The following is a 23349-nucleotide window of genomic DNA, read 5'->3' as shown; positions in this document are numbered from 1 at the left end:
CGCGTCGGCGCCATCCACCCTGGGGGTGGTCCGGGGGGTGGTGGTCGTGGTGGTGGTCGTGGTGGTGCTCGGCGGGGTGGTCGGCGGGGTGGTCGGCGTGGCACGCCCCAGCAGTGCAGTGACTCGCCCCGCGACCGCCGTGGGATCCAGGCCCGCGTGGCGCATCACCGCCTCGCCCGGTCCGGAGGCGCCGAAGCCGTCGACACCGATCGCGTGGCCGGCTCCGACCAGCCCCGCCCAGCCCGACGTCACGCCGGCCTCAAGGCTGACGGTGAGCCTGGCCCCACCGAGACCCGGAGCTCCGGCCGGCTCGGCCAGCCCCTCCCGCCACGGCACCGAGACCACGCGGGTGTCGGTGCCCCACCCGTCGAGGAGTCGGGCCGCCTCCACGGCGAGCCCGACCTCCGAGCCCGAGGCGAGAAGGTCGACGTCCGAGCCGTCCTGTCCGTGGATGACACGAGGGCCGACGCCGAGGATCCTCTCGCCGGCTCCCGTGAAGGAGGGGACCTTCTGGCGGCTCAGCACGAGCACGGTGGGCCCGTCGACGCGCTCCAGGGCCGCTCGCCACGCGGCGACGGTCTCCCCGTCGTCGGCGGGACGGATCACACGCACGTTGGGGATCAGGCGCAGGGACTCGACGTGCTCGACGGGTTGGTGGGTCGGACCGTCCTCGCCCACGGCCAGGGAGTCGTGCGTGAGGATGTAGACGACCGGCTGCCCCATGAGCGCCGAGAGGCGCAGCGCAGGGCGCAGGTAGTCGCTGAAGACGAGGAACGTGCTCCCGTAGACGCGCCAGCCCCCGTGCAGGCTCAGCCCGTTGAGCACGGCAGCCATCCCGAACTCCCGGATGCCGAAGTGGACCACCGACCCGGAGTAGTCGTCGCGGTGGACGGCCTGTTGACCGGTCACCGTGCCCGTCGACCCAGCGAGGTCGGCCGAGCCACCCACGAGCTCCGGTATGCCGTGTGCCAAGGTCGTGAGGACAGCCTGAGACGTCTGTCTCGTGGCCTGAGCGCCACCGGTGGGGATCGAGGCGAGCAGCTCGTCGAGGTTCGCGGGGATCTCCCGCGACTGGGCACGTCGCCACAGCGCCGCCCGTCCCGGCTCGGCGCGTTCGAAGGCCTCGAGGTCGCCACGCCAGGCCTCGTGGGCACGGCGCCCCTCGGCTGCGAGCCGGGCGCACCGCGCCGCGACCTCCTCCGGGACATGGAACGCGGGCGCCGCCCAGCCCGCGGCCGACTTGGTGGCGGCGAGCACGTCCGGACCGAGCGGTGACCCGTGTGCCTTGGGTGTCCCCTCGACGCCGGGGGCGCCGTGGCCGATGACCGTGCGCACCGCAATGAAGCTCGGGCGCGGGTCGGCCTCGGCCCGGGTCATGGCCGCGTCGATAGCGTCGACGTCGGTGCCGTCCGCGACGGCCTGCACGTGCCAGCCCAGAGACTCGAAGCGAGCCAGCTGGTCGTCGCTCGAGGACTGGTCGACAGCGCCGTCGATGGTGATCTCGTTGTCGTCCCAGAGGACGGTGAGGCGACCGAGGCCGAGGTGGCCGGCGAGCGAGGCCACCTCGTGGCTGATGCCCTCCATGAGACAGCCGTCGCCGACGAGGGCGTACGTCCGGTGGCTCGTGATCTCGGGGTAGCGCGCGGCCTGCATCCGCTCGGCCAGCGCGAGACCGACTGCCATTCCGAGCCCCTGGCCGAGCGGACCGGTCGTGGTCTCGACGCCCGGGGTGTGGCCGAACTCCGGGTGGCCGGGCGTGGCCGACCCGAGCTGGCGGAAGCGGCGCAGCTCGCTCATCGGCAGGTCGTAGCCGAACAGGTGGAGCATCGCGTACAGCAGGGCCGAGCCGTGGCCGGCCGAGAGCACGAAGCGGTCCCGGTCAGGCCAGGCAGGGTCACTGGGGTCGTGGCGCAGGTGCCGGCTGAAGAGGGTCCATGCCATCGGCGCGGCCCCCATCGGCATCCCCGGGTGACCGGAGTTCGCCGCCTCGACCATGTCCGCCGCGAGGAACCGGATGGTGTCCACGGCCAGCGAGTCGAGCTCTCCCACAGGCCGGACCGCGGGCTCCGCGGTCATGGCACGAGCGTCGCGGGTCACGGTCATGTCAGGCCACCCCCCGACCCTCGCCGGACCGACCCCGAGCGGCCGTGGCGCGGCGGCGCAGCAGGTCCACCCCGGCGCGCTTGCCGTCCGCGTGGGAGTAGAGCCACGAGCCGGAGATGAAGACGTCGGCCCCGGCTGCGGCGGCCCCAGCGATCGTCTCGTCCGTGATGCCGCCGTCGACCTCGAGCTCGATGGACAGGCTGCGCTCGTCGATCATGGCCCGCAGCTCGGTGACCTTGGGCTCGACGGCCGCGATGTACTGCTGACCGCCGAAGCCGGGGTTGACGGTCATGGCGAGCACGAGGTCGGTCTCCTCGAGGACGTGTCGGACCATCGCTGCCGGTGTGTGTGGGTTGAGCGCGACGCCAGATCGGCCACCGAGGTCGCGGATGCGAGCCAGGGTGCGGTGCAGGTGGGTGCAGGCCTCCACATGGACGATCACCAGGTCACATCCGGCGTCGATGTAGCGCGGGATCAGCTCGTCGGGATCGACGACCATGAGGTGGGCCTCGAACGGCACGGTGCTGTGACGCCGGGCCGCCGCGATGACATCCGGGCCCATCGTCAGGTTCGGGACGAAGACGCCATCCATGACGTCCCACTGGATGCGGTCGACGCCCGCGTCGCAGAGTGCTTCGACCTCCGCACCGAGGACGGCGAAGTCCGCCGGGAGGACGGATGGAACGATGAGAGGTCGTGTCATGCGAATGCCTTTCGGCTCAGTTCACGTGCGGGCGGCTCGGTCGCTACCCTCCGAGCAGACCGCATCCACCCGGTTCTCGGTCTCCCCCCTGGGGGTGGGTTCTGGGTTGAATTCCTCAGCCGGGGATTAGTCATGGCCGGGTCGGCCACCTATCGTGACGGCATGCCAGCGGACGCGACCACGCTCGTCCTCGTCGATGACCACCAGATGGTGTTGCACGGGCTCGACGCGATGCTGTCCCACTTCGCCGACGAGGTGAGAATCGTGGGGACAGCGACCTCGCTGAGCGAGGCGCGAGGGACGGTGGACCAGACCCGTCCGGACATCGTCCTGTGTGACGTCCGCGTCGGTCGAGACAGCGGCCTCGACTTCGTCGCCGAGCTGCAGCGGACCCACCCTGAGACGAAGGTGGTGCTGCTCACCGTCTACGACGACGAGCACTACCTCTTCCAGGCACTGAGAGTCGGCGCGCGCGGCTACATCCTCAAGCGCATCGACGGGCGCGAGCTCGTGGCGCACCTGCGCCGGGTCAACGAGGGTGAGGTCGTCATCGACCCTGCTCTCGCCGGTCGCGTGGCACTCTCGGCCGCGCGGATCAGTGCCGGGGAGTACTGGCCGGGTGCCCACCTCGGCCTGACCCAGCGAGAGTCCGAGGTGCTGGCCCTGCTCGTGAGCGGCCACTCCAACAAGGGAGTCGCGGCCAAGCTCGTGGTCAGCGAGGACACCGTCAAGACGCACATCCGGGGGCTCTACCGCAAGCTCGGCGTCCAGGACCGGGCCGGAGCAATCGCGGTTGCCCTCCGTGAGGGGATCTTCCATTGAGCCCGGTCCTGCTCAACCTCCTGGCCGGGCCGACGTCGCCCGAGCTCGCCGACATCGCCCGCGCCTTCGTGCGCGAGTGCGACGCGGAGGGGGTCGTCATCTTCCTCTCGGACGGCGACGAGCTCCGCGTGGGGGCCGCCATTCCCCGACTGCCAGCGACGGAAGCAGCCCTGCGGGTCCCGGTGGGCCGCGGCGTATCGGGGCTCGTGGCCCAGAACGGCCACGCGGTGCGCCTGGGCTCGGACCGGCCCCGTAGCGCCGCCTATCGAGAGCTGCTCGGGCTCGCCGAGGGCGAGACGGTGGCCAGGATGTGCCTGCCAGCACGCGGGATGAATGGGCAGATCCTCGGCGTCGTCGCCGCCCACCGGCAGACCGACCGGCCATTCACCGATCTCGACGTCACGCGGCTCCAGCCGTTGGTCGACCTGCTCGGCCTGCGGCTGCACGCCCAGCGACTCATGGACGCGGTCGACGAGCACGGCAGCGACCGCGACCGGCTCATCGCGAAGGCGATCTCGGCGCAGGAGACCGAGCGTCGCCGGATCGCCTTCGACCTGCACGACGGGGTGACGACGGCCCTCGCGTCGATGGCGTTCCACCTCAGCGCCGCCGAGCTGTCCCTGAGCGCCCGGGTGCACGAGGCGGTGCTCTCGGAGGATCTCGCCGAGGCGCAGGCACAGATCGCCTCGGCCCGCCGTCTCGCAGACCTCGCCTACAACCAGACCCGCGCCGCGATCACCGGACTGCACAGCCTCGTCCTCGACGACCTCGGGCTGGTCGCGGCCATCGAGTCCCTCGCCCAGACGGTGCCGGAGGTGACGGTGGAGTTCCTCGCCGATGACGCCTCTCTCTTCGTCGACGTTCCCGACCACGCCGCGGCAGCGCTCTTCCGCATCGCGCAGGAGAGTCTCGGCAATGCCGTCAAGCATGCCCAGGCCCAACGTGTGGTCCTCTCCCTGCGCCGAGTGGGCGATGCCGTCATCCTCGGGACGGCAGACGATGGGGTGGGCTTCGATCTGCGCGAGACCCTCGAGAACCGTGCGGGCGAGCGCGACGACGGTTCCCAGGTCGGTCACCTCGGCCTCTCCTCGATCGTCGAACGTGCCGCCCTCATCGGTGCCTCGCTCAGGATCGAGACGATGCCGGGCAGGGGCACGACGGTCCTCGTCGAGCTTCCCCTGCCCGGCCCCGGAGCGGCTACGACGCGACGGTGAGGGCGGCCTCGGTGGCTCTGGCGGCCCGTTCGCAGTTGGCGAGCAGCACCTGCTGGGCGAGTGGCACGTTCGCGTCATCCCCCCGCCAGGCCTGGAGGGCATCAGAGACGAGGGCGCGACCGAACGAGAAGGTCAGGGCCCACGGGGCCCGACCGATGGCGTTGATGGCCGACAGGAAGGCACAGGCCCGCTCGTTGGAGTGCCCGCCGGAGAGGAAGGCGATCCCCGGCACCGCGTCGGGGACGGTCCGGCGCAGCACGTCGAACGTGACGGCCCCGACCGTGCGGGAGGCCACGGGGGTGCCGCGCAGCCCCGGGGTGACGAAGTTCGGCTTCAGCACGATGGCGCCGAGGTCGACGCCGGCCGCGGCGAGTGCATCGAAGACCGCGCTGAGCGTCTCGCTCGTGGTCTTCGCGCACGTGACGAGGTCGTGGTCGCCGTCGGCGAGGACCTCGGGCTCGACGATCGGGACGATTCCATGTTGCTGGCACAGTGCGGCATACCGGGCCAGGGCAGCCGCATTCTCCTGCCGCGCATACGGTGTCGTCGTCCTGGCGTCGATGACCGCGCGCCACTTGGCGAAGGCAGCGCCTCGTTCTGCATAGTCGGCGAGCCGCGCCCCGAGTCCGTCCAGACCCTCGGTGACCAGTGCCCCGTTGCCGCTGGGGAGCGGGCTCGTGCCCGTGTCGACCTTGATGCCGGGGAGCAGCCCGAGCTCTCGGCAGGCAGTCGGGACGTCACGGCCGTCCCGCAGCCGTTGGCCGAACGTCTCGTCGCTGAGGATGACGCCGCTGACGACGGTCGCGAGACCCGGAGTGGTGATGAGCATCTCCCGGTAGTCCCGCCGGTTGTCTTCCGTGCCCGCGACGCCCGCCGCTTCGAGGCGCGCGGACATGGTGCGGATGCTCTCGTCGGCGGCGAGGATCCCGCGCCCTCGTGCCGTCAGTGCGGCCGCCGTGGCTCTCAGGTCTGACATCGTGACCTCCGTTGCGGTTGGTGGCGTTCCCGTCGAACGTCCCTCACCGCATCGTCTGCCCCACCGGACCGGGCGGGCCTCACCCCGAGGGGCGGGTGCGCAGGTGAAATGCCTCCGCCCCCACGGCGGCCGGATCGGTCACGAGGTCGACGAAGAGGCGGGCCGCGCGGGTCAGCGATCGCGGCGTCGTCAGGTGCCAGGGCCGGTCGAGGGGGGTCCCACGCAGCGGCAGGACGACGAGCCGGCCGGCATCGAGGTCGCGGCGCACGGCCTCTGCATGGACGAGGGTGACGCCGAGACCTTCGCGTGCGGCGGCGACGACCGCTCCGTGCGTGCCCAGGGTGAGCGTGCGTGGGCGAGCATCGAGCTGGGTGAGCAGGGTCGCGGTGCTGCCCCGGGTCCCGGAGCCCGGGCCACGCAGCAGCCAGGTCGCCTTGAGCGGGTCCTTCCCGAGGGTCGGGCTGGCGACGAGGACCAGCTCGTTCGGGCGGCTGGCCCGACTGACGAGCTGGGATCCCCGAGGGGCTCGCCCCGCGAGGACGACGTCGAGCTCGTGGTGCCCGGCCCTGGCGAAGAGGTCGTCGCGCGGTAGGACGGACAGGCTCAGCTCCACCATCGGGTACGTACGCACGAATGCGGCCATGAGACCGGGGAGCACCACCTCGCTGGCGCTCTCGACGGCTCCGAGACGCAGGTGGCTCCGCTCGGCCTCGCGGACGCCGTCCCGCGCCTCCTCGAGCATGCCGAGCAGGGTTCGGCAGGAGTCCGCGAAGGACCTGCCGGCCTCCGTCGGGGTGATGCCGCGTCCCGCTTTGACGAACAGCCGCACCCCGAGCTCCCGCTCCATGGCCGTGACGGCTGCGGACACTGCGGGAGGGGTGACGTGCAGCGCCTCGGCGGCCGCGCGGACGCTGCCCCGGTCGACCACGGCGAGGAAGGTCTGCATCCGCCCCCAGGTGACCGCTACCGGGAGGTCGTCGCGGGGAGAGCTCACGCTCGTCAGCGTACGTCCGGCGGACGGATCATTCAATCATCTCTTAACAGTCATCCATGAACATTCCATTGTGCATATGCCGTCGGGCGGGGCACAGTCGGTGCAGCCTCCCACCCCGATCCACCCCACCTGACGAGGAGACCACCGTGGACTTCCATGACGACACCCCGACCAGCCCGCAACGCTGGGATCCCGGCGTGCAGAGCTACGCCGGCATGGGCTACTGGAACCCCGACTACGTGCCGAAGGACACCGACGTCCTCGCCGTCTTCCGGGTCACCCCGCAAGACGGAGTCGACCCGATCGAGGCCGCGGCCGCGGTGGCCGGCGAGTCCTCCACCGCGACATGGACGGTCGTGTGGACGGACCGACTCACGGCCAACTCGCACTACCAGGCCAAGGCCTACCGCTGTGAGGAGGTGCCGGGTCGACCCGGGGAGTACTTCGCCTACATCGCCTACGACATCGACCTCTTCGAGGAGGGCTCGATCGCGAACCTGACCTCGTCGATCATCGGCAACGTCTTCGGCTTCAAGCCCCTCAAGGCGCTGCGGCTCGAGGACATGCGGATCCCGGTGGCCTACGTCAAGACCTTCCAGGGCCCCGCGCACGGCATCGTCATGGAGCGGGAGTTCCTCAACAAGTACGGCCGGCCGCTGCTCGGTGCGACGATCAAGCCCAAGCTGGGCCTCTCGGCGCGCAACTACGGACGCGTCATCTACGAGGCCAACCGCGGTGGCCTCGACTTCACCAAGGACGACGAGAACATCAACTCGCAGCCCTTCATGCGCTGGCGTGACCGTTTCCTCTTCGCGATGGAGGGGGTCAACAAGGCCATGGCCGAGACCGGTGAGGTCAAGGGCCACTACCTCAACATCACCGCCGCGACGATGGAGGAGATGTACGAGCGGGCTGAGTTCGCCAAGGAGCTCGGCAGCGTCGTCGTCATGATCGACCTGACCATCGGCTACACGGCGATGCAGTCCATGGCCAACTGGGCCCGGAAGAACGGCGTCCTGCTCCACCTGCACCGGGCGGGCCATTCGACGTTCACGCGCCAGAAGACCCACGGCGTCAGCTTCCGCGTCCTCGCCAAGTGGTCGCGCCTCATCGGCGTCGACCACCTCCACGCCGGCACCGTCGTCGGCAAGCTCGAGGGCGACCCCGCGACCACCCGCGGCTTCTATGACACGCTGCGCGACGACCACATCCCGACCAACCCGGCCAACGGCATCTTCTTCGACCAGAAGTGGGCGAGCATGCCGGGTGTCATGCCCGTCGCCTCCGGCGGTATCCACGCCGGCCAGATGCACCAGCTCCTCGACCTCTTCGGTGACGACGTCGTGCTCCAGTTCGGCGGCGGGACCATCGGCCACCCCCTCGGGATCGCAGCGGGTGCGGAGTCCAACCGGGTCGCGCTCGAGGCGATGGTCAAGGCGCGCAACGAGGGCAGGGACCTGGTTCGCGAGGGCCCCGACGTCCTGCGCAGCGCGGCCAAGACGTGCCGTCCCCTCGAGGTGGCCCTCGCCACGTGGGGAGACGTCACCTTCGACTACACGTCCACGGACGCGCCCGACGCCGTCCCCACCGCCACCCCCGCCTGAGCCGCCCGCCACCGAGCTCCCCCAGAGCTCTCCCCCGGAGCTCTCTCCGATGAGCTCACCACTGCTGAGGAGTCAGTCATGCACCTGCGCCACGGATCCTTCTCCTACCTGCCCGACCTCACCGACGACGAGATCGCCGCCCAGGTCCGGTACGCCCTGCTCAACGGGTGGCCGATCTCCATCGAGTACACCGATGACCCGCACCCTCGCAACATCTACTGGGAGATGTGGGGCCTGCCGATGTTCGACCTCGACGAGCCGGACGGAGTCCTCGCCGAGATCAATGCCTGCCGGTCCACGTTCCCCGAGCACTACGTCAAGGTCATCGCCTATGACGCGCGGCTCGGTCGCCAGACGACGGCCATGCACTTCCTCGTCCAGCGGCCGAGCCACGAACCGGGCTTCGCCCTGACCCGGACCGAGGGCTCCGACCGGCGCCAGGCGTACGGCGTGCACGCCTACGCCACGGCGCATCCGGCCGGCGAGCGCTACGCGCGATCATGAGTGCCCAGCCCGAGAGGCCCGGCTTCGGGTTCTACCGGGCCGGCCAGGCCTCGGCCGGGCCGGCGGGGACGGCTGGTGGGAGCCGCACGGACCGTCCCTCCGACCCGGCCGACGCCCCACCCCCGGAGCCGGAGGTGCTGCCCCCGGACGCCGAGCTCGATCTCGCCTCCGACGAGGCGGCGGCACGCGTGGGGGCGGTCCTGGCCGGTCTGGACAGCGACCTCGTGGGCCTCGCAGCCGTCAAGCGTCGGGTGCGCGAGATCGCCTCGTTGCTGCTCGTCGATCGAGCCCGCCGCCAGTTCGGGCTGGGGTCGTCTCGTCCGACACTGCACATGAGCTTCACGGGCGGGCCCGGCACGGGCAAGACGACTGTCGCCCTGCGAATGGCCGAGATCCTCCACGCCCTGGGCTACATCCGCGCCCCTCGTGTCCACACGGTCACGCGCGATGACCTCGTCGGGCAGTTCATCGGCCACACGGCGCCGAAGACGAAGGAGGCGATCGCCCGAGCAGCAGGCGGGATCCTCTTCATCGACGAGGCGTACTACCTCTTCCGCCCGGACAACGAGCGCGACTACGGCCAGGAGGTCATCGAGATCCTCCTGACGGAGATGGAGAAGGAGCGGGACAGTCTCGTCGTCATCTTCGCCGGCTACGAGGACCGGATGGGCACCTTCTTCACGGCCAACCCGGGGCTCTCCTCCCGCGTCCCCCACCACATCGCGTTCGAGGACTACACCCATGAGGAGCTGACCCGGATCGCTGACCTCATGGTGGCCAAGGAGAACTTCGTCTTCGATGACCAGGCGCGCGAGGCGTTCTCGGAGTACCTGACCCGGCGGATGGCCCAGCCGCGGTTCTCCAACGCGAGAAGCGTACGCAACGCCATCGAGCGCAGCCGGTTGCGCCAGGCCCGCCGGCTCGTCGAGCTCAACCGCCCGCTGCGTCGGGCCGACCTGGTGACCCTCACGGCCGAGGACATCTACGGCAGCACGGTGTTCGACCTCGACGAGGAAACACCTACTGAGTGGACGCCCGAGGGCACGGGCGCCGAGAGCAGTCGTCAGCCGGTCGTCAGAGTGCCCCGCTGAGGCGTCCCTGCTCCGCGAGGTCCTCGGTGAGGAACTCGCGGAGCAGGTCCACGGCCATGACGACCTTCTGGCTGCGAAGGCTGTAGTAGACGTTGGTGCCGACCCGGTGGGAGGCGACGATTCCGCGATCCCGAAGGATCGCGAGGTGCTGGCTCGCGTTGGACTGCGTGAGGCCCAAGGCATCGCAGAGGTCGCCCACGCTGAGCTCTCGGTCCCGGAGCTCGTTGATGATCATCAGCCGCTTGGGGTCGGCGATGGCCTTGCAGACGCGCGCATGGAGCTCCTGCAGCTGCGCGGCGATCTCCCGATCCATGTGTCCTCCCCTAGCTTCGTGCGGCCTCAGTCTAGGCCGCGTCGTCGCGGCCTCTCGGTCCGGTGGTGTCCGGCGCTTCCCCAGATCTCCGCCCAGACGCCAGCCACCGGGTCCGGGGACGTCACGGCCCCGGACCCGGTGCGAGCTGTGCCGAGCCGTGACCCGCGGTCGCTCGTCACAGGGTGGTCGACGCAGCGCACTGGTTGCGGCCGACGTCGAGGAGGTCCATCTCGTCCTCGGGCGGGGCCACCTGGCCGGCGTTGACGAGCCTGATCGTGTCGTAGGTCTCCGGAGCGTGGGGCAAGGAGTTGACGATCTCCTCGACGAAACGCTCGATGGCCTTCTCGTTGAGCAGGGTCGCCTTGAAGACGTCCTCGAGGGTCGTGATGACGAGACCGTCCGCGTTGACCTCCTCGCTGATCGTCCAGTGGGCCGGCGCGATGATCGTGGACGGGTCGAGGGGCTCGAGTCGCTCGTGCACGCTGCGGAAGAGGTCGCGGGCGAGCTCCTCGGCCTGGCCCGTCAGGTCCGGGCGGCCCAGTCCCCGGACGAAGACGGTGTCCCCGACGATGAGCAGCCGGTCGGCCACGAGGAAGGCCGTCGTGCCCGGCGTGTGCCCGGGCAGGTGCATCGTCATCGCGCGAACGACGGCGTCGTCGCCGCCGAGGTCGATCTCCTGGCCGTCCTTGAGCGGCTGGTTCGGGAAGGGGGTGATGCCGCCGATGTCCTCCGGCGGGAGGTGATAGGCCGCTCCGAGCTGCTCGGCGAGAGCCGGGCCACCACTGATGTGGTCGGCGTGGACGTGGGTGTCGATGACGTCGGTGATCGTCATGTCCTGCTCGGCCGCGAGGTCGAGGTAGGGCTGAGGGTGGCGCGTCGGGTCGATCACGACTGCCTTGCCGCCGGGGACGCCGATGAGGTAGGACAGGCACGCCTTGGCCGGGCGCTGGAACTGCCATGCGCGAACCCGGCCCGGAAGCCCGGTGATCTCGAAGGGCACGAGGAGCTTCGCCCAGGCCTCGGTGCCGCCCTCGAGCGAGCGCGTCTCGACACCGAAGAGCTCGAACTCCTCTGCGACGAGCTCGGATCCGTTGCCCTGCCCGCAGATGATGACGGCGCCGGGCGCGGTCTGACGCGCGTACTCCTCCGGGTTCTCATAGAGTTCGTAGACAGGAACGTTGCGGGTGGGGACGGCGTGATTGGCCTCCACCTTGCTGGCGGCGAACTCGTCCTTGTTTCGGACGTCGAGGATCTCGGGCACGGTGCCCGCCTCGAGCTCGCGGAAGAGGTCTGCGGCAGTGATGGTCTTCGCCATTGAAGGGTCCTTCGGGGTGCAGGGGATGGGCGGGAGAGGGAGTGCGCAGCCACTATCGGCGACTCTGGTCGAAATCAAGTCTTGTTACATGCGCATTTACGAATGTAGTGTCAGACCACACAACTGGCAACACCCTTCTCGCAACGGAGCGAAAGAGGCCCCCATGACCGACAGCACGACCCTGACCGAGCCGCAGACTGCGGCGGAGCCGCAACCCGACCCGGAGGAGCCGACTCCCGAGAGCATGACGATCGTCGCGTGGTCCGGAGACCTCGACCGGATGTGGCCGACCCTCATCCTCGGGTCGACCGGCGCCGCCTACGGCATGCAGACGACGATCTTCTTCACCTTCTGGGGCCTGTTCCCGCTGGTGCGGGATGACGTGCGCATCACCGGAACCAACGCCATGACCAAGGCCCTGGCCAGCATGAATCCACCGGGCATCAGCCGCATGAAGCTCTCCAAGCTGCAGATGGGCGGTGCCGGCGCCGCGATGATGCACAAGCTTGCCAAGGACCAGAGCGTCTCCTCCCCCAAGGAGCTCATCGAGATGTGTGTCGAGCTCGGGGTCAACCTCTGGCCGTGCGAGATGACCATGGAGCTGCTCGGCATCGAGCGAGACCAGCTCATGGACGGCGTCGGTGAGCCCGTCGGCGCCGCCACTGCCCTGTCGGCGATGAGCCGTTCGAACATCAACCTCTTCATCTGACGCCGCGACCGCACTTCGCAGCCGGCACCACGCAAAGGAGCACCCATGGACTACCAGATCGACGTCACCATCGACGCCAAGGGCAAGAAGTGCCCGATGCCCGTCCTGCTCACCTCTCGAGGAATCAAGAACCTCCAGTCCGGCCAGGTGATGCTCGTCGAGGCCACGGACGGCGGATCGAAGAGCGACATCCCCTCGTGGGCCAAGGACACCGGCAACGAGCTGCTCGAGATGAGCAGCGATAACGGCGTTCACCGCTACGTCATCCGAAAGAGCTGAGCCCCAGTGCAACTCGGTTTCGCGATCGACCAGCGCACGTGTATCGGGTGTCATGCGTGCACGGTCGCGTGCAAGACGGAGCACGAGGTGCCGTTGGGGCAGTTCCGCACGTGGGTCAAGTATGTGGACAGCGGGGAGTTCCCCGACACGACTCGGTCGTTCGGGGTGATGCGGTGCAACCACTGCACCGATGCGCCGTGTGTGAAGATCTGCCCGACCCAGGCGCTGTTCAAGCGTGAGGACGGGATCGTCGACTTCGACAACGAGCGCTGCATCGGCTGCAAGAGCTGTATGCAGGCCTGTCCGTACGACGCGATCTACATCGACGCGAACACCAACACGGCAGCCAAGTGCAACCTGTGTGCGCACCGGGTCGACGAGGACATGGAGCCGGCGTGCGTGGTGGTGTGCCCGACCCACTCGATCTGGGTGGGCGACCTGGACGACCCGACGAGCGGGATCGCTCGGCTGGTGGCGACGCAGGAGACTGCGGTGCGCGCGCCGGAGCAGAACACCGGCCCCAACGTGTTCTATCTCGGGGCCGACCAGGCCGTGCTGGACCCGCTGGCCGCTCCGGTGGACGACACGTACATCTGGGCCAAGCCCGATGCGCACCGTCTGGAGACCGCCGGTGACCTGCCCGGCAGCCCGCGGACCGGCGCGCGCACGACGCTGAACACCGCGCACCCGCGCCCGTGGGGCTGGAAGGTGACCACGTACCTGTGGACCAAGGGCATCGGCGCCGGGGCGCTGGCCCTCGCGGCCCTCGCCTGGCTGTTGGGCATCGACATGGGTGGTCTCGGCGACTACGTCGCTCCGGCCCTGGGCATCTTCGGTGGGGCGACCACCGGGGCCCTGCTGGTGTGGGACCTCAAGCGGCCGGAGCGGTTCCTCTACCTGTTCCTCAAGTCGAACTTCTCCTCGTGGCTGGTCCTCGGCGGCTACGTCCTGTCGTTGTTCGTCGGCGGATCGGTCCTGTGGATCCTCGCGGCCCTGCTCGACCTCGACTGGGCCATGACCACTCTCGCGTGGCTCGCCATTCCTGCCTCGGCACTGATGGCCGGCTACACCGCCTTCCTCTTCGGCCAGGCCGAGGGGCGGGACCTGTGGCAGTCGCCGGTGCTGTTCTGGCACCTGCAGGCCCAGGCCGTCATGGTCGGCAGCGGCATCCTGGCGATCGCGGGCCTGTTCTTCGACCTGGCGCCCGCGGCATGGGGCCTGATCCTGGGTGCCTTCGTCATCTCGACGGTCACCCACCTGGTCATCCTGCTCGTCGAGTACGGCGGCAAGCACGCCTCTCGGCAGGCTGCCACGGCCGCACACGTGATCACCCACGGCCGCTACGCGCGGACGTTCTGGCTCGGCAGTGTCGTCCCGACCATCGTCGCCGCCGTCCTCGGCGCCGTCGCGTGGGCCATCGGCGGCACCACCGCGGGCATCCTCGTCGCCATCGCCGGTCTGATCGTCCAGCCGGCGCTGCTGGCCTACGAGAGCGTCTTCGTCCGCGCTGGACAGGACATGCCGCTGTCATGACCACCGCTGCTGCCCCTGTCTTCATCTCCTGGAAGGAACCGTCATGACCGCTGAGCCGAAGGTCCAGAGGCCGCAGGTCCCGCTTCCCGGGGCTCGCACCCACGAGAAGCTGCGCAACTTCCCGCCGCCGGAGGAGTGGGACGCCCACGTCGAGTACGACGCGCGGGCCCACCCCCGGAAGGTCCCGCACACGTACTCGCTGATCCCGACGATCTGCTTCAACTGCGAGTCGTCCTGTGGCCTGCTTGCCTACGTCGACCACGAGGACCTGTCGATCAAGAAGTTCGAGGGCAACCCGGCCCACCCGGGCTCGCGGGGGCGCAACTGCGCCAAGGGGCCGGCGACGATCAACCAGGTCCACGACCCGGAGCGGATCCTCTACCCGCTGCGCCGGGTCGGGGAGCGCGGCTCGGGCCAGTTCGAGCGCGTCTCCTGGGACGAGGCGCTGGAGGACATCGCGGCCCGGATCCGCACGGCGATCGTCGAGGACCGCAAGGACGAGGTGATGTACCACGTCGGCCGCCCCGGCGAGGACGGCTTCGCCGAGCGGGTGCTGCAGGCGTGGGGCGTCGACGGCCACAACAGCCACACCAACGTCTGCTCCTCGGGTGGCCGCACCGGCTACACGCACTGGATGGGCTACGACCGGCCGTCGCCGGACTACGCCAACGCGAAGGTGATGCTGCTGCTGTCCAGCCACCTGGAGACGGGTCACTACTTCAACCCGCACGCCCAGCGGATCATGGAGGCCAAGCAGGACGGCGCCAAGCTCGTCGTGCTCGACCTGCGCCTGTCCAACACCGCCTCGCACGCGGACCTGTGGATCTCGCCGTGGCCCGGCAGCGAGGCCGCCATCTTCCTGTCCGTCGCCTCCTACCTGCTGCGCACCCGCCAGATCGACACGGAGTACCTGCGGCGCTGGGTCAACTGGGACGTCTACCTGCAGCGGCTGCACCCGGAGGCCCCGAAGGACTTCGAGGTCTTCCTCGAGAAGCTGACCGAGGACTACGCGAAGTACACCTTCGAGTTCGCGGCGCAGGAGGCGCACGTCCCGGTCGCCCAGATCGAGGAGCTGGCCAGGATCGTGGCCCAGGCGGGCAGCCGGCTCGCCACGCACACGTGGCGCTCCGCCGCGGCCGGCAACCTCGGCGGCTGGCAGATCACCCGCAGCCTGTTCTTCCTCAACGTCCTGACGGGCAGCGTCGGCACGGTCGGCGGCACCCACCCGAACGGCTGGGACAAGTTCATCGCGCACTTCCCGGAGATGCCCGAGCCGAACGACATCTGGAGCGAGAAGCTCTGGCCACCGGAGTACCCGCTCACGACCAACGAGATGTCGATCCTGCTGCCGCACCTGCTCAAGGACGGCCGGGGCAGGCTCGAGGTGTACTTCAGCCGGGTCTACAACCCGCTGTGGGTCAACCCCGACGGGTTCACCTGGATCGACGTGCTCAAGGACGAGAGCAAGATCGGACTGCACGTCGCGCTGACCCCGACGTGGAACGAGTCGGCGACCTTCGCCGACTACGTCCTGCCGATGGGGCATGCCTCCGAGCGGCACGACACGATGTCCTTCGAGACCCACGCCTCGAAGTGGATCGCCTTCCGGCAACCCGTCACGCGGGTCGCCATGGAGCAGCGCGGCATCCCCTACCAGGACAGCCGTGACGCCAACCCGGGCGAGGTCTGGGAGGAGAACGAGTTCTGGTTCGACCTGTCCTGGAAGATCGACCCGGACGGCGCGCTCGGGATCCGGACGTACTTCGAGTCCAAGGAGCGTCCCGGCGAGAAGATGACCCAGGACGAGTACTACGACATCCTCTTCGGCCACAGCGTGCCCGGCCTGCCCGAGGCGGCCGCGGCCCAGGGGATGACGCCGCTGGAGTACATGCGCAAGTACGGCGTGTTCGAGGTCGCCAAGGGCGTCTACCGGCTCGACGAACGTCCCCTCACGGAGGCCGAGCTCGAGGGGGCCGTCCCCGATGAGAAGGGGGTGCTGCGCAAGCCGGTCACGCTCGAGACCGCCCCGCCGCTCGTCGGCGAGGCCGGCGCGGTCGGCGTGGTCCACGAGGACGGCAGCAGGACCGCCGGGTGGCTCTCGCCCTCGCGCAAGCTCGAGCTGTTCTCCACCACGCTCGCGGACTGGGGCTGGCCCGAGCAGGCCACCCCCGGCTACATCGAGTCCCACGTCTCGGCGCGCCAGATCAACCGGGACAACGACGAGTTCGTCCTCATGCCGAACTTCCGACTGCCCACGCTGATCCACACCCGCTCCGGCAATGCGAAGTTCCTCAACGAGATCGCCAACACGCATCCGCTGTGGTTCAACAAGGACGACGCGGTGGCGATGGGTGTCACCACCGGCGACCTCGTGCGCGTGACCACCGAGATCGGCCACTTCGTCGCGCGGGTCTGGGCCACCGAGGCGATCCGCCCCGGCGTCGTCGGCATGTCCCACCACATGGGCCGCTGGACCCAGGACGGCCACCCGGGCAGCCGCTGGGTCATGGGCAAGGTCAAGCTCGACCGATCCGAGTCCGGCATCTGGAAGCTGCGCTACACCGAGGGCGTGGGGCCCTTCACGAGCGAGGACCCGGACTCCGAGCGGATCTACTGGGACGACCCCGGGGTGCACCAGAACCTCACCTTCCCCGTCCAGCCGGACCCGGTCTCGGGCATGCACTGCTGGCACCAGAAGGTGCGCATCGAGAAGGCCCACCCCGGCGACCAGTACGGCGACGTCGAGGTCGACGTCAACAAGTCCCGCGAGGTCTACCGTCGATGGCTCGCGATGACCCGCCCGGGCCCCGGCCCGGACGGCACCCGCCGACCGGAGTTCATGATGCGCCACGTCACGCCCAAACGGTCCGCCTACCGAGCCGCCGAGGTCGCGAAGGGCAGGGCCTGATGAGCCTCATCTCCCGCCTGCTCCCCGCCGTCGACACCGACCGGAAGACCGCGAGGAGCATCGACCTGGCCGAGGTGCACGCCGCCCTCGGCCGGGTCGAGGACCCGGAGCTGCACCTGCCCCTGCCCGAGGCCGGCATGGTCGGCGACGTCGAGCTGGGCCGAGGCGGCACCGTCAAGGTGACCGTCCGCCTCACCACGCCCTCGTGCCCGATGAAGGACACCCTCGGCTCGGACATCACCTCCGAAGTCAGCACCGTGCCCGGGGTGGAGCGGGTCGAGGTCACCTTCGCCGCCATGAGCGAGCACGAGCGGATGAACCTCGCCTCCCGGCTCCGCGGTGACATGCCCACCCACGGCCATCCCTTCGGACCCGACTCCAGCACCAGGGTCTACGCCGTCGCCAGCGGCAAGGGCGGTGTGGGCAAGTCCACCGTGACAGCCAACCTCGCCGTCGCCCTCGCCCAGCAGGGCAAGCGCGTCGGCATCCTCGACGCCGATGTGTGGGGCTACTCCATCCCGCACCTCTTCGGGGTCCGGCGGGCACCGATCGCCATCAAGGGCCTCATGCTCCCGGTCGACGCCCACGGAGTCTCGCTCATGTCGGTCGGCTTCTTCGTCAAGGACGAGGAGCCCGTCGTCTGGCGCGGGCCGATGCTCCACAAGGCGCTCGAACAGTTCCTCACCGACGTCCACTGGGGCGAGCTCGACGTGCTGCTCATCGACCTGCCGCCCGGCACCGGCGACATCACCATGTCGCTGCTCGAGCTCGTGCCCGACGCCGCGCTCATCGCCGTGACGACCCCACAGCCCGCCGCGCAGACCGTCGCCGAGCGAGTCGGACGGATGGCCCGCAACATGCGGATGCCGGTCGCCGGCGTCATCGAGAACATGTCCGCCCTCGTCTGCGGCACCTGCCACGAGAGCACCGCCCTGTTCGGCTCCGGCGGCGGTGAGCGCCTCGCGGCGGCCATCGACGCCCCGCTGCTCGGGCAGGTCCCACTCGACCTCGAGCTGCGCGAAGGGGGCGACTCCGGCGTGCCGGCGATGGTCTCGTCCCCCGACGCCCACTCCGTGCAGGAGCTGCGCCGCATCGCCGCCGAGCTGCCCGTCGTCCGACGCAGCCTCGTCGGCAGGAAGCTGCCGCTCTCCGTGGTGTGACCCAGCGCGGCTCCCCGCGCCAGCGCCGGGACCATGCCGTATGCCGTCGAGCCCGCTCCGCGCGGACGTCACGTTCGCGTGGGGCCGGCTCAGCAGCATACGGCTCGATGCTCGTGGCTCAGGGCAACCCGCGTGGGGGGCCGGGTTCTCCCACTGCGGCCCGCAGGGCGGCGACCATCCGGCCGCGGAAGGCACGCATGGACGGGGCACTGCTGGCTGCGTCGGCGCCGTGGTACATCCCCTGCTCGACGTGCAGAGCGCAGGGCACCCCCGCGGCCCGCAGCCGCGTGGCGTAGTCGACGTCCTCGTCATGGAGCAGGTCGAGGTCGGCCACCCCCACCCAGGCGGGGGGTAGTCCGCGAAGATCCTCTCGACGAGCCGCGGCCGCGTAGGGAGGCGGCTCAGGTCCTGGCTCGTGGCCCAGGTACGCGGTCCAGCCGAACCGGTTGGTCGCCGGCGTCCAGCCGATCCGACCCCGGATGGACCGGACGGAGTCATCGGGGTCATCTGGGTCGCCGGCACTGTCGGGTCTGACGGCTCTGTCGGGTCTGACGGCTCTGTCGGGTCTGCCGGCGTCGTCGGACGTCAGAGTGCTCCGGTCGTCGAGCATCGGATAGACGAGCAGCTGGAACGCCACCGGGAGGCGCCCGCGGTCGTGGGCCCACTGGACGAGCCCGGCTGCCAGCCCTCCCCCGGCGCTGGAGCCGCCCACGGCGATTCGGCGAGCGTCGATCCCGAGCACTCCAGCCTCCTCGTGCAGCCATTCCAGCGCGATCCCGCAGTCGTCCAGCCCGGCTGGGAAGGGGTGCTCGGGGGCAAGGCGGTAGTCGACGCTGGCGACGAGGACGCCGGCGTCGGCCGCGAAGCCGCTGCACAGCTCATGGTCCTGCTCCGGACCCCCCGCGACGAGGCCGCCACCGTGGACCCAGAGGAGCACGCCGCTGGGCCGCCGACGGTCCCCCGCCTCGTAGAGGAGGACCTCGACGCCGCGGCCACCGCCACGGACCGTCGCGTGGCGCCGCTCCAGGGTGACCCCGGGCCGCAACGCCGACTCGCTGCGCAGGAGGCGACGAGCTGCGCCAAGGGCGAGCCGGTTGAGCGGACCGTCGATCCTCCGAGGCGCCCACACCGGCACGTAGAGCCAGGGGCTGCGCAGGTCCGGGTGCACCGCGCGCACTGCCGGCCGCAACCGCGCGACGGCCGTGCCAACCGTGACGAACCCGTAACCCGCCAGTCCGGCCAGCGTGGCCAGCCCGGCCCTGCCGAGGGTGAGCCCCGGATGCCTGGCCATGACCACCTCCGCTCGCCACACTATCGCCGCGAGCCCCATCCCTCACGAATGGAGAAGCGCACGGGTGATCGCCACCACTAGCGTGGCCGTCATGACGAGCCTGGCCACGACATCGGACCCACAGTCGCCTCCACTCCTGCCAGCCGACAGCCACGACCTCATCCGGGTGCACGGCGCCCGCGAGAACAACCTCAAGGACGTCAGCGTCGAGATCCCCAAGCGGCGGCTCTCGGTCTTCACCGGCGTCTCCGGCTCCGGGAAGAGCTCGCTGGTCTTCGACACGATCGCAGCGGAGTCCCAACGGCTCATCAACGAGACCTACAGCGCCTTCGTCCAGGGTTTCATGCCGACCCTGGCCCGTCCGGACGTCGACGTCCTCGACGGCCTGACAACTGCCATCATCGTCGACCAGGAGCGCATGGGTGCCAACGCACGGTCGACCGTCGGCACGGCGACCGACGCCAACGCGATGCTGCGGATCCTGTTCAGCCGCCTGGGGCAGCCGCACATCGGGTCGCCGCAGGCGTTCTCGTTCAACGTCGCCTCGATCTCCGGGGCGGGAGCGGTGACCATCGAGCGGGGGGAGAGCTCGGTCAAGGAGCGGCGCAGCTTCAGCATCACCGGCGGCATGTGCCCACGCTGTGAGGGCATGGGCGCCGTCACCGACTTCGACCTGACCGCCCTCTACGACGACAGCAAATCGCTCAACGAGGGGGCGCTCACGATCCCCGGCTACACCATGGACGGCTGGTACGGCCGGATCTACCGCGGGTGCGGCTTCTTCGACCCCGACAAGCCGATCCGCAAGTACACCAAGCGGGAGCTGCACGACCTGCTGCACAAGGAGCCGACCAAGATCAAGGTCGAGGGGATCAACCTCACGTACGAGGGCCTCATCCCCAAGATCCAGAAGTCGATGCTCTCCAAGGACGTCGACACCCTCCAGCCGCACATCCGTGCGTTCGTCGAGCGCGCCGTGACGTTCACGACCTGCCCCGAGTGCGAGGGCACGCGACTCAGCGCGCCCGCCCGGTCGTCGAAGATCAGGGGCAAGAGCATCGCCGACGTCTGCGCGATGCAGATCAGCGACGCAGCCGAGTGGGTCCGGCAGCTCGACGAACCGTCCGTCGCCCCGCTGCTCGCCGGGCTGCAGCACCTCTTCGACTCATTCGCCGAGATCGGACTCGGCTACCTCTCGCTCGACCGTCCCTCGGGGACGTTGTCGGGCGGTGAGGCCCAGCGGACCAAGATGATCCGCCACCTCGGCTCCTCCCTCACCGACGTCACCTACGTCTTCGACGAGCCGACTGTCGGCCTGCACCCGCACGACATCCAGCGGATGAACGGCCTGCTCCTGCGCCTGCGCGACAAGGGCAACACCGTCCTCGTCGTGGAGCACAAGCCCGAGGCCATCGCCATCGCAGACCATGTCGTCGATCTCGGACCGGGTGCCGGAGCCGCCGGAGGCACCGTCTGCTACGAAGGCCCCGTCGAGGGCCTGCGGGCCAGCGGCACCATCACCGGCCGCCACCTCGACGACCGTGCCTCGCTCAAGCCGTCGGTCCGCACTCCCTCGGGAACCCTGGAGGTTCGCGGCGCCAGCGCCAACAACCTCCAGCACGTCGACGTCGACATCCCCCTCGGCGTCCTGTGCGTCGTCACCGGGGTCGCCGGCTCTGGCAAGAGCTCATTGATCCACGGGTCCGTCGCGGGCCGGGACGGTGTGGTGGCGATCGACCAGGCCGCAATCCGCGGCTCGCGGAGGAGCAATCCTGCGACCTACACCGGACTGCTCGACCCGATCCGCAAGGCGTTCGCCAAGGCCAACGGCGTCAAACCGGCGCTCTTCAGCGCCAACTCCGAAGGGGCCTGCCCCGCCTGCAAGGGCGCCGGCGTCCTCTACACCGACCTCGGCATGATGGCCGGCGTCGCCACCACGTGCGAGGAGTGCGAGGGCAGGCGCTTCCAGGCAGCGGTGCTCGAGTACCACCTCGGCGGCCGAGACATCAGCGAGGTGCTCGCGATGCCGGTGACCGAGGCTGCCGAGTTCTTTGCCTCCGGCGACGCCCGGACACCGGCGGCGCACACGATCCTCGCCCGCCTCGCCGACGTCGGCCTCGGCTACCTCACCCTCGGCCAGCCGCTGACGACCCTGTCCGGGGGCGAGCGCCAGCGCCTCAAGCTGGCGACCCACCTGGGCGAGAAGGGCGGCCTCTACATCCTCGACGAGCCGACGAGCGGCCTGCACCTCGCCGACGTCGAGCAGCTGCTGGCACTGCTCGACCGGATCGTCGACTCGGGCAAGTCAGTGATCGTCATCGAGCACCACCAAGCGGTCATGGCGCACGCCGACTGGATCATCGACCTCGGTCCGGGTGCGGGGCACGACGGCGGCCGGATCGTCTTCGAGGGCACTCCGACCGACCTCGTCGCCGGTCGCGCGACGCTCACGGGTGAGCACCTCGCCGACTACGTCCAGGCGTGATTGGCGCCGGGGGTCGTCACAGGCGCACCTCTGGTCACACCGTGTCCGCCAAATCACGGGAAACTTCGTCGACTTCCGCCCCGCTGCCGCGACGCGCACCCTATGGTGGAAACACCGGCCGGCATCGTGGCGCGGGGGCGCTTCACGGTGGCAGTCGGTCCGAGGGCGCTGTCAGGACACCCTCGGTCCGCTTTCGATCCGCCCGATGGGGGTGCCTGCCCGTGCAGGAGCCGCTCAGGCCGAATGGTGGCCCGACCGTGGTGCACATCAGGGTGCGCGGTCGCACGCTGACCTTCGCCACGGGAGTCACCCTCTTCGCCCTGCTCCCCTTCCTCGGTGGCAGCGCCCCTCAGCTGCCCAGGCAGTCGGTCGTCCTTGCCGCGGGAGACTCGAAGCCGGCACCCTTGGGCGCTCCGGCGCTCGACACTCCGCAGGGCGTCACTGCCGAGATGACCGGCGACCTGAATGGGATCTCGGCCGCGATCGGTGGTGGCCTCTTCCAGTTCCCGAGCCTCGCCCTGTCTCCTGCCGCGCTGCCGCCTCTCGGCACCCCGCTCCCCCAACAGCAGGGCACGCTGACGTTCGTCCGCCCCGTGCCCGGCCAGCAGTCGTCGAGCTTCGGTCCACGCATGCACCCGGTGCTCGGCGTGCCGATGTTCCACACCGGCATCGACCTCGCAGCAGCGTGCGGGACGCCCATCCGAGCCGCCGCCGGCGGCAAGGTCGTGTATGCCCAGCTCTCCCCGTCGTGGGGTGCCAGGACGATCATCGAGCACAGCCCGACCCTGAAGACGGCCTACGGCCACCAGTCCAAGTTCCTCGTCAAGGAAGGTGACGTCGTCAAGCAGGGCGAGATCATCGGTCTCGTCGGCACGACCGGATGGTCCACCGGTTGCCATCTGCACTTCGACGTCATCGTGGACGAGCGCTATGTCGACCCCGCCCCCTATCTCGGGATGCCGTCGTCGCATGCACCGAGCATCCCGTTCCGCGCCGCGCCTCACGTCGTCCGCGACGATCGCGGCCTCGCGGTGCACACCGTCGAGGACGGCGACGTGCCGATCCCTCCGCGTGTTCCGGCCACAGCTTCGCCGACCCAGCCGCCGACCAGTAGCCCGACCACGAGCCCGACGAGCAGGCCACCGACCACGAGTCCGACCACGCCGCCCTCGACCTCGGATCCGGATCCGACCACCGATCCCACGACGGACCCGACGACCGACCCGACCACGGATCCGACGACGACGGACCCGACGACCGATCCGACCACGGATCCGACGACGACCGATCCGACGACCGATCCGACCACCGATCCGACCACCGACCCCACCACGGACCCGACGAC

The 23349-nt window shown here is 69.9% G+C and carries 19 protein-coding genes; 12 read left to right on the top strand and 7 right to left on the bottom strand.

Annotation, left to right across the window (positions count from 1 at the left end; translation table 11 throughout):
* Both tkt and rpe read right to left on the bottom strand, forming a co-directional pair.
* The coding region (gene tkt, locus LOY02_RS04215; RefSeq protein WP_317181080.1) for a transketolase at window positions 1–2076 on the bottom strand (2076 nt) is incomplete at its 3' end.
* Between the two features lie 28 nt (window positions 2077–2104).
* Window positions 2105–2806 (bottom strand): ribulose-phosphate 3-epimerase, encoded by a 702-nt coding sequence (gene rpe / locus LOY02_RS04210; protein WP_317181079.1) that lies wholly within the window; start codon window positions 2804–2806, stop codon window positions 2105–2107.
* 162 nt (window positions 2807–2968) lie between these two features.
* Between rpe and LOY02_RS04205 the strand changes: the two genes are divergently transcribed.
* Both LOY02_RS04205 and LOY02_RS04200 read left to right on the top strand, forming a co-directional pair.
* Window positions 2969–3628 (top strand): response regulator transcription factor, encoded by a 660-nt coding sequence (locus tag LOY02_RS04205; RefSeq protein ID WP_317181078.1) that lies wholly within the window; start codon window positions 2969–2971, stop codon window positions 3626–3628.
* On the top strand, window positions 3625–4842 hold the full coding sequence (locus tag LOY02_RS04200) for a GAF domain-containing sensor histidine kinase (protein WP_317181077.1): 1218 nt from the start codon (window positions 3625–3627) through the stop codon (window positions 4840–4842). The genes LOY02_RS04205 and LOY02_RS04200 overlap by 4 nt, the downstream gene beginning before the upstream one ends.
* Here the strand turns inward: LOY02_RS04200 and LOY02_RS04195 are convergent.
* Window positions 4826–5818 carry a class I fructose-bisphosphate aldolase gene (locus tag LOY02_RS04195; RefSeq protein ID WP_317181076.1) on the bottom strand — a complete coding sequence of 331 codons (993 nt, stop codon included), beginning with the start codon at window positions 5816–5818 and terminating at the stop codon, window positions 4826–4828. The two genes, LOY02_RS04200 and LOY02_RS04195, sit on opposite strands and share 17 nt — an antisense overlap.
* Before the next feature lie 79 nt (window positions 5819–5897).
* Window positions 5898–6812 carry a LysR family transcriptional regulator gene (locus LOY02_RS04190; protein WP_317181075.1) on the bottom strand — a complete coding sequence of 305 codons (915 nt, stop codon included), beginning with the start codon at window positions 6810–6812 and terminating at the stop codon, window positions 5898–5900.
* A gap of 146 nt (window positions 6813–6958) precedes the next feature.
* On the opposite strand from LOY02_RS04190, the gene LOY02_RS04185 reads away from it, so the two are divergent.
* From LOY02_RS04185 to LOY02_RS04175, 3 genes are all read left to right on the top strand, one after another.
* The gene (locus LOY02_RS04185; protein ID WP_317181074.1) at window positions 6959–8416 is read left to right on the top strand and encodes a form I ribulose bisphosphate carboxylase large subunit; all 1458 of its coding nucleotides are present in this window, start codon (window positions 6959–6961) and stop codon (window positions 8414–8416) included.
* A gap of 78 nt (window positions 8417–8494) precedes the next feature.
* Window positions 8495–8920 carry a ribulose bisphosphate carboxylase small subunit gene (locus tag LOY02_RS04180; protein WP_317181073.1) on the top strand — a complete coding sequence of 142 codons (426 nt, stop codon included), beginning with the start codon at window positions 8495–8497 and terminating at the stop codon, window positions 8918–8920.
* Window positions 8917–10011 (top strand): AAA family ATPase, encoded by a 1095-nt coding sequence (locus tag LOY02_RS04175; RefSeq protein WP_317181072.1) that lies wholly within the window; start codon window positions 8917–8919, stop codon window positions 10009–10011. Before LOY02_RS04180 ends, LOY02_RS04175 begins: the two co-directional genes overlap by 4 nt.
* Here LOY02_RS04175 and LOY02_RS04170 read toward each other — a convergent pair.
* Window positions 9995–10324: a metalloregulator ArsR/SmtB family transcription factor gene (locus tag LOY02_RS04170; protein ID WP_317181071.1), complete on the bottom strand. Its 330-nt coding sequence runs from the start codon at window positions 10322–10324 to the stop codon at window positions 9995–9997. The two genes, LOY02_RS04175 and LOY02_RS04170, sit on opposite strands and share 17 nt — an antisense overlap.
* Window positions 10325–10499: 175 nt before the next feature.
* Window positions 10500–11639: an MBL fold metallo-hydrolase gene (locus tag LOY02_RS04165; protein ID WP_317181070.1), complete on the bottom strand. Its 1140-nt coding sequence runs from the start codon at window positions 11637–11639 to the stop codon at window positions 10500–10502.
* Window positions 11640–11802: 163 nt separating this feature from the next.
* On the opposite strand from LOY02_RS04165, the gene LOY02_RS04160 reads away from it, so the two are divergent.
* Genes LOY02_RS04160 through LOY02_RS04140 form a run of 5 tightly spaced genes read left to right on the top strand, consistent with a single transcriptional unit; the run spans window position 11803 to window position 18228 of the window.
* Window positions 11803–12348 carry a DsrE/DsrF/DrsH-like family protein gene (locus tag LOY02_RS04160; protein ID WP_317181069.1) on the top strand — a complete coding sequence of 182 codons (546 nt, stop codon included), beginning with the start codon at window positions 11803–11805 and terminating at the stop codon, window positions 12346–12348.
* A 45-nt stretch (window positions 12349–12393) separates the two neighbouring features.
* Window positions 12394–12627, top strand: a complete 234-nt coding sequence (locus LOY02_RS04155) for a sulfurtransferase TusA family protein (RefSeq protein ID WP_317181068.1) — start codon at window positions 12394–12396, stop codon at window positions 12625–12627.
* Window positions 12628–12633: 6 nt separating this feature from the next.
* Complete coding sequence (locus LOY02_RS04150) at window positions 12634–14160, top strand: 4Fe-4S dicluster domain-containing protein (RefSeq protein ID WP_317181067.1); 1527 nt, start codon at window positions 12634–12636, stop codon at window positions 14158–14160.
* A gap of 43 nt (window positions 14161–14203) precedes the next feature.
* Window positions 14204–17068, top strand: a complete 2865-nt coding sequence (locus tag LOY02_RS04145) for a molybdopterin-dependent oxidoreductase (RefSeq protein WP_317181066.1) — start codon at window positions 14204–14206, stop codon at window positions 17066–17068.
* Window positions 17068–18228: an Mrp/NBP35 family ATP-binding protein gene (locus LOY02_RS04140; RefSeq protein ID WP_317181065.1), complete on the top strand. Its 1161-nt coding sequence runs from the start codon at window positions 17068–17070 to the stop codon at window positions 18226–18228. Before LOY02_RS04145 ends, LOY02_RS04140 begins: the two co-directional genes overlap by 1 nt.
* Window positions 18229–18346: 118 nt before the next feature.
* On the opposite strand, the gene LOY02_RS04135 is transcribed toward LOY02_RS04140, so the two are convergent.
* Complete coding sequence (locus LOY02_RS04135; RefSeq protein WP_317181064.1) at window positions 18347–19519, bottom strand: alpha/beta hydrolase; 1173 nt, start codon at window positions 19517–19519, stop codon at window positions 18347–18349.
* 91 nt (window positions 19520–19610) lie between these two features.
* On the opposite strand from LOY02_RS04135, the gene LOY02_RS04130 reads away from it, so the two are divergent.
* Together LOY02_RS04130 and LOY02_RS04125 are read left to right on the top strand one after the other, a co-directional pair.
* A complete protein-coding gene (locus tag LOY02_RS04130; protein WP_317181063.1) occupies window positions 19611–22004 on the top strand; it encodes an excinuclease ABC subunit UvrA in 2394 nt (797 codons plus the stop codon).
* Window positions 22005–22261: 257 nt separating this feature from the next.
* Window positions 22262–23349: M23 family metallopeptidase (locus tag LOY02_RS04125; protein ID WP_317181062.1), on the top strand; the 1088-nt coding region annotated here is incomplete at its 3' end.

The sequence above is a fragment of the Intrasporangium sp. genome, from assembly GCF_032907665.1.
Taxonomy (GTDB): Bacteria; Actinomycetota; Actinomycetes; order Actinomycetales; family Dermatophilaceae; genus Intrasporangium.
This window is presented reverse-complemented; position numbering and strand designations above follow the sequence as displayed.

What these genes read in the sequence shown, in the direction of transcription:
- rpe (WP_317181079.1), bottom strand. Translation starts at nt 2,806, where the DNA reads ATGACACGACCTCTCATCGTTCCATCCGTCCTCCCGGCGGACTTCGCC.
- LOY02_RS04205 (WP_317181078.1), top strand. Translation starts at nt 2,969, where the DNA reads ATGCCAGCGGACGCGACCACGCTCGTCCTCGTCGATGACCACCAGATG.
- LOY02_RS04195 (WP_317181076.1), bottom strand. Translation starts at nt 5,818, where the DNA reads ATGTCAGACCTGAGAGCCACGGCGGCCGCACTGACGGCACGAGGGCGC.
- LOY02_RS04180 (WP_317181073.1), top strand. Translation starts at nt 8,495, where the DNA reads ATGCACCTGCGCCACGGATCCTTCTCCTACCTGCCCGACCTCACCGAC.
- LOY02_RS04175 (WP_317181072.1), top strand. Translation starts at nt 8,917, where the DNA reads ATGAGTGCCCAGCCCGAGAGGCCCGGCTTCGGGTTCTACCGGGCCGGC.
- LOY02_RS04170 (WP_317181071.1), bottom strand. Translation starts at nt 10,324, where the DNA reads ATGGATCGGGAGATCGCCGCGCAGCTGCAGGAGCTCCATGCGCGCGTC.
- LOY02_RS04165 (WP_317181070.1), bottom strand. Translation starts at nt 11,639, where the DNA reads ATGGCGAAGACCATCACTGCCGCAGACCTCTTCCGCGAGCTCGAGGCG.
- LOY02_RS04160 (WP_317181069.1), top strand. Translation starts at nt 11,803, where the DNA reads ATGACCGACAGCACGACCCTGACCGAGCCGCAGACTGCGGCGGAGCCG.
- LOY02_RS04155 (WP_317181068.1), top strand. Translation starts at nt 12,394, where the DNA reads ATGGACTACCAGATCGACGTCACCATCGACGCCAAGGGCAAGAAGTGC.
- LOY02_RS04145 (WP_317181066.1), top strand. Translation starts at nt 14,204, where the DNA reads ATGACCGCTGAGCCGAAGGTCCAGAGGCCGCAGGTCCCGCTTCCCGGG.
- LOY02_RS04140 (WP_317181065.1), top strand. Translation starts at nt 17,068, where the DNA reads ATGAGCCTCATCTCCCGCCTGCTCCCCGCCGTCGACACCGACCGGAAG.
- LOY02_RS04135 (WP_317181064.1), bottom strand. Translation starts at nt 19,519, where the DNA reads ATGGCCAGGCATCCGGGGCTCACCCTCGGCAGGGCCGGGCTGGCCACG.
- LOY02_RS04130 (WP_317181063.1), top strand. Translation starts at nt 19,611, where the DNA reads ATGACGAGCCTGGCCACGACATCGGACCCACAGTCGCCTCCACTCCTG.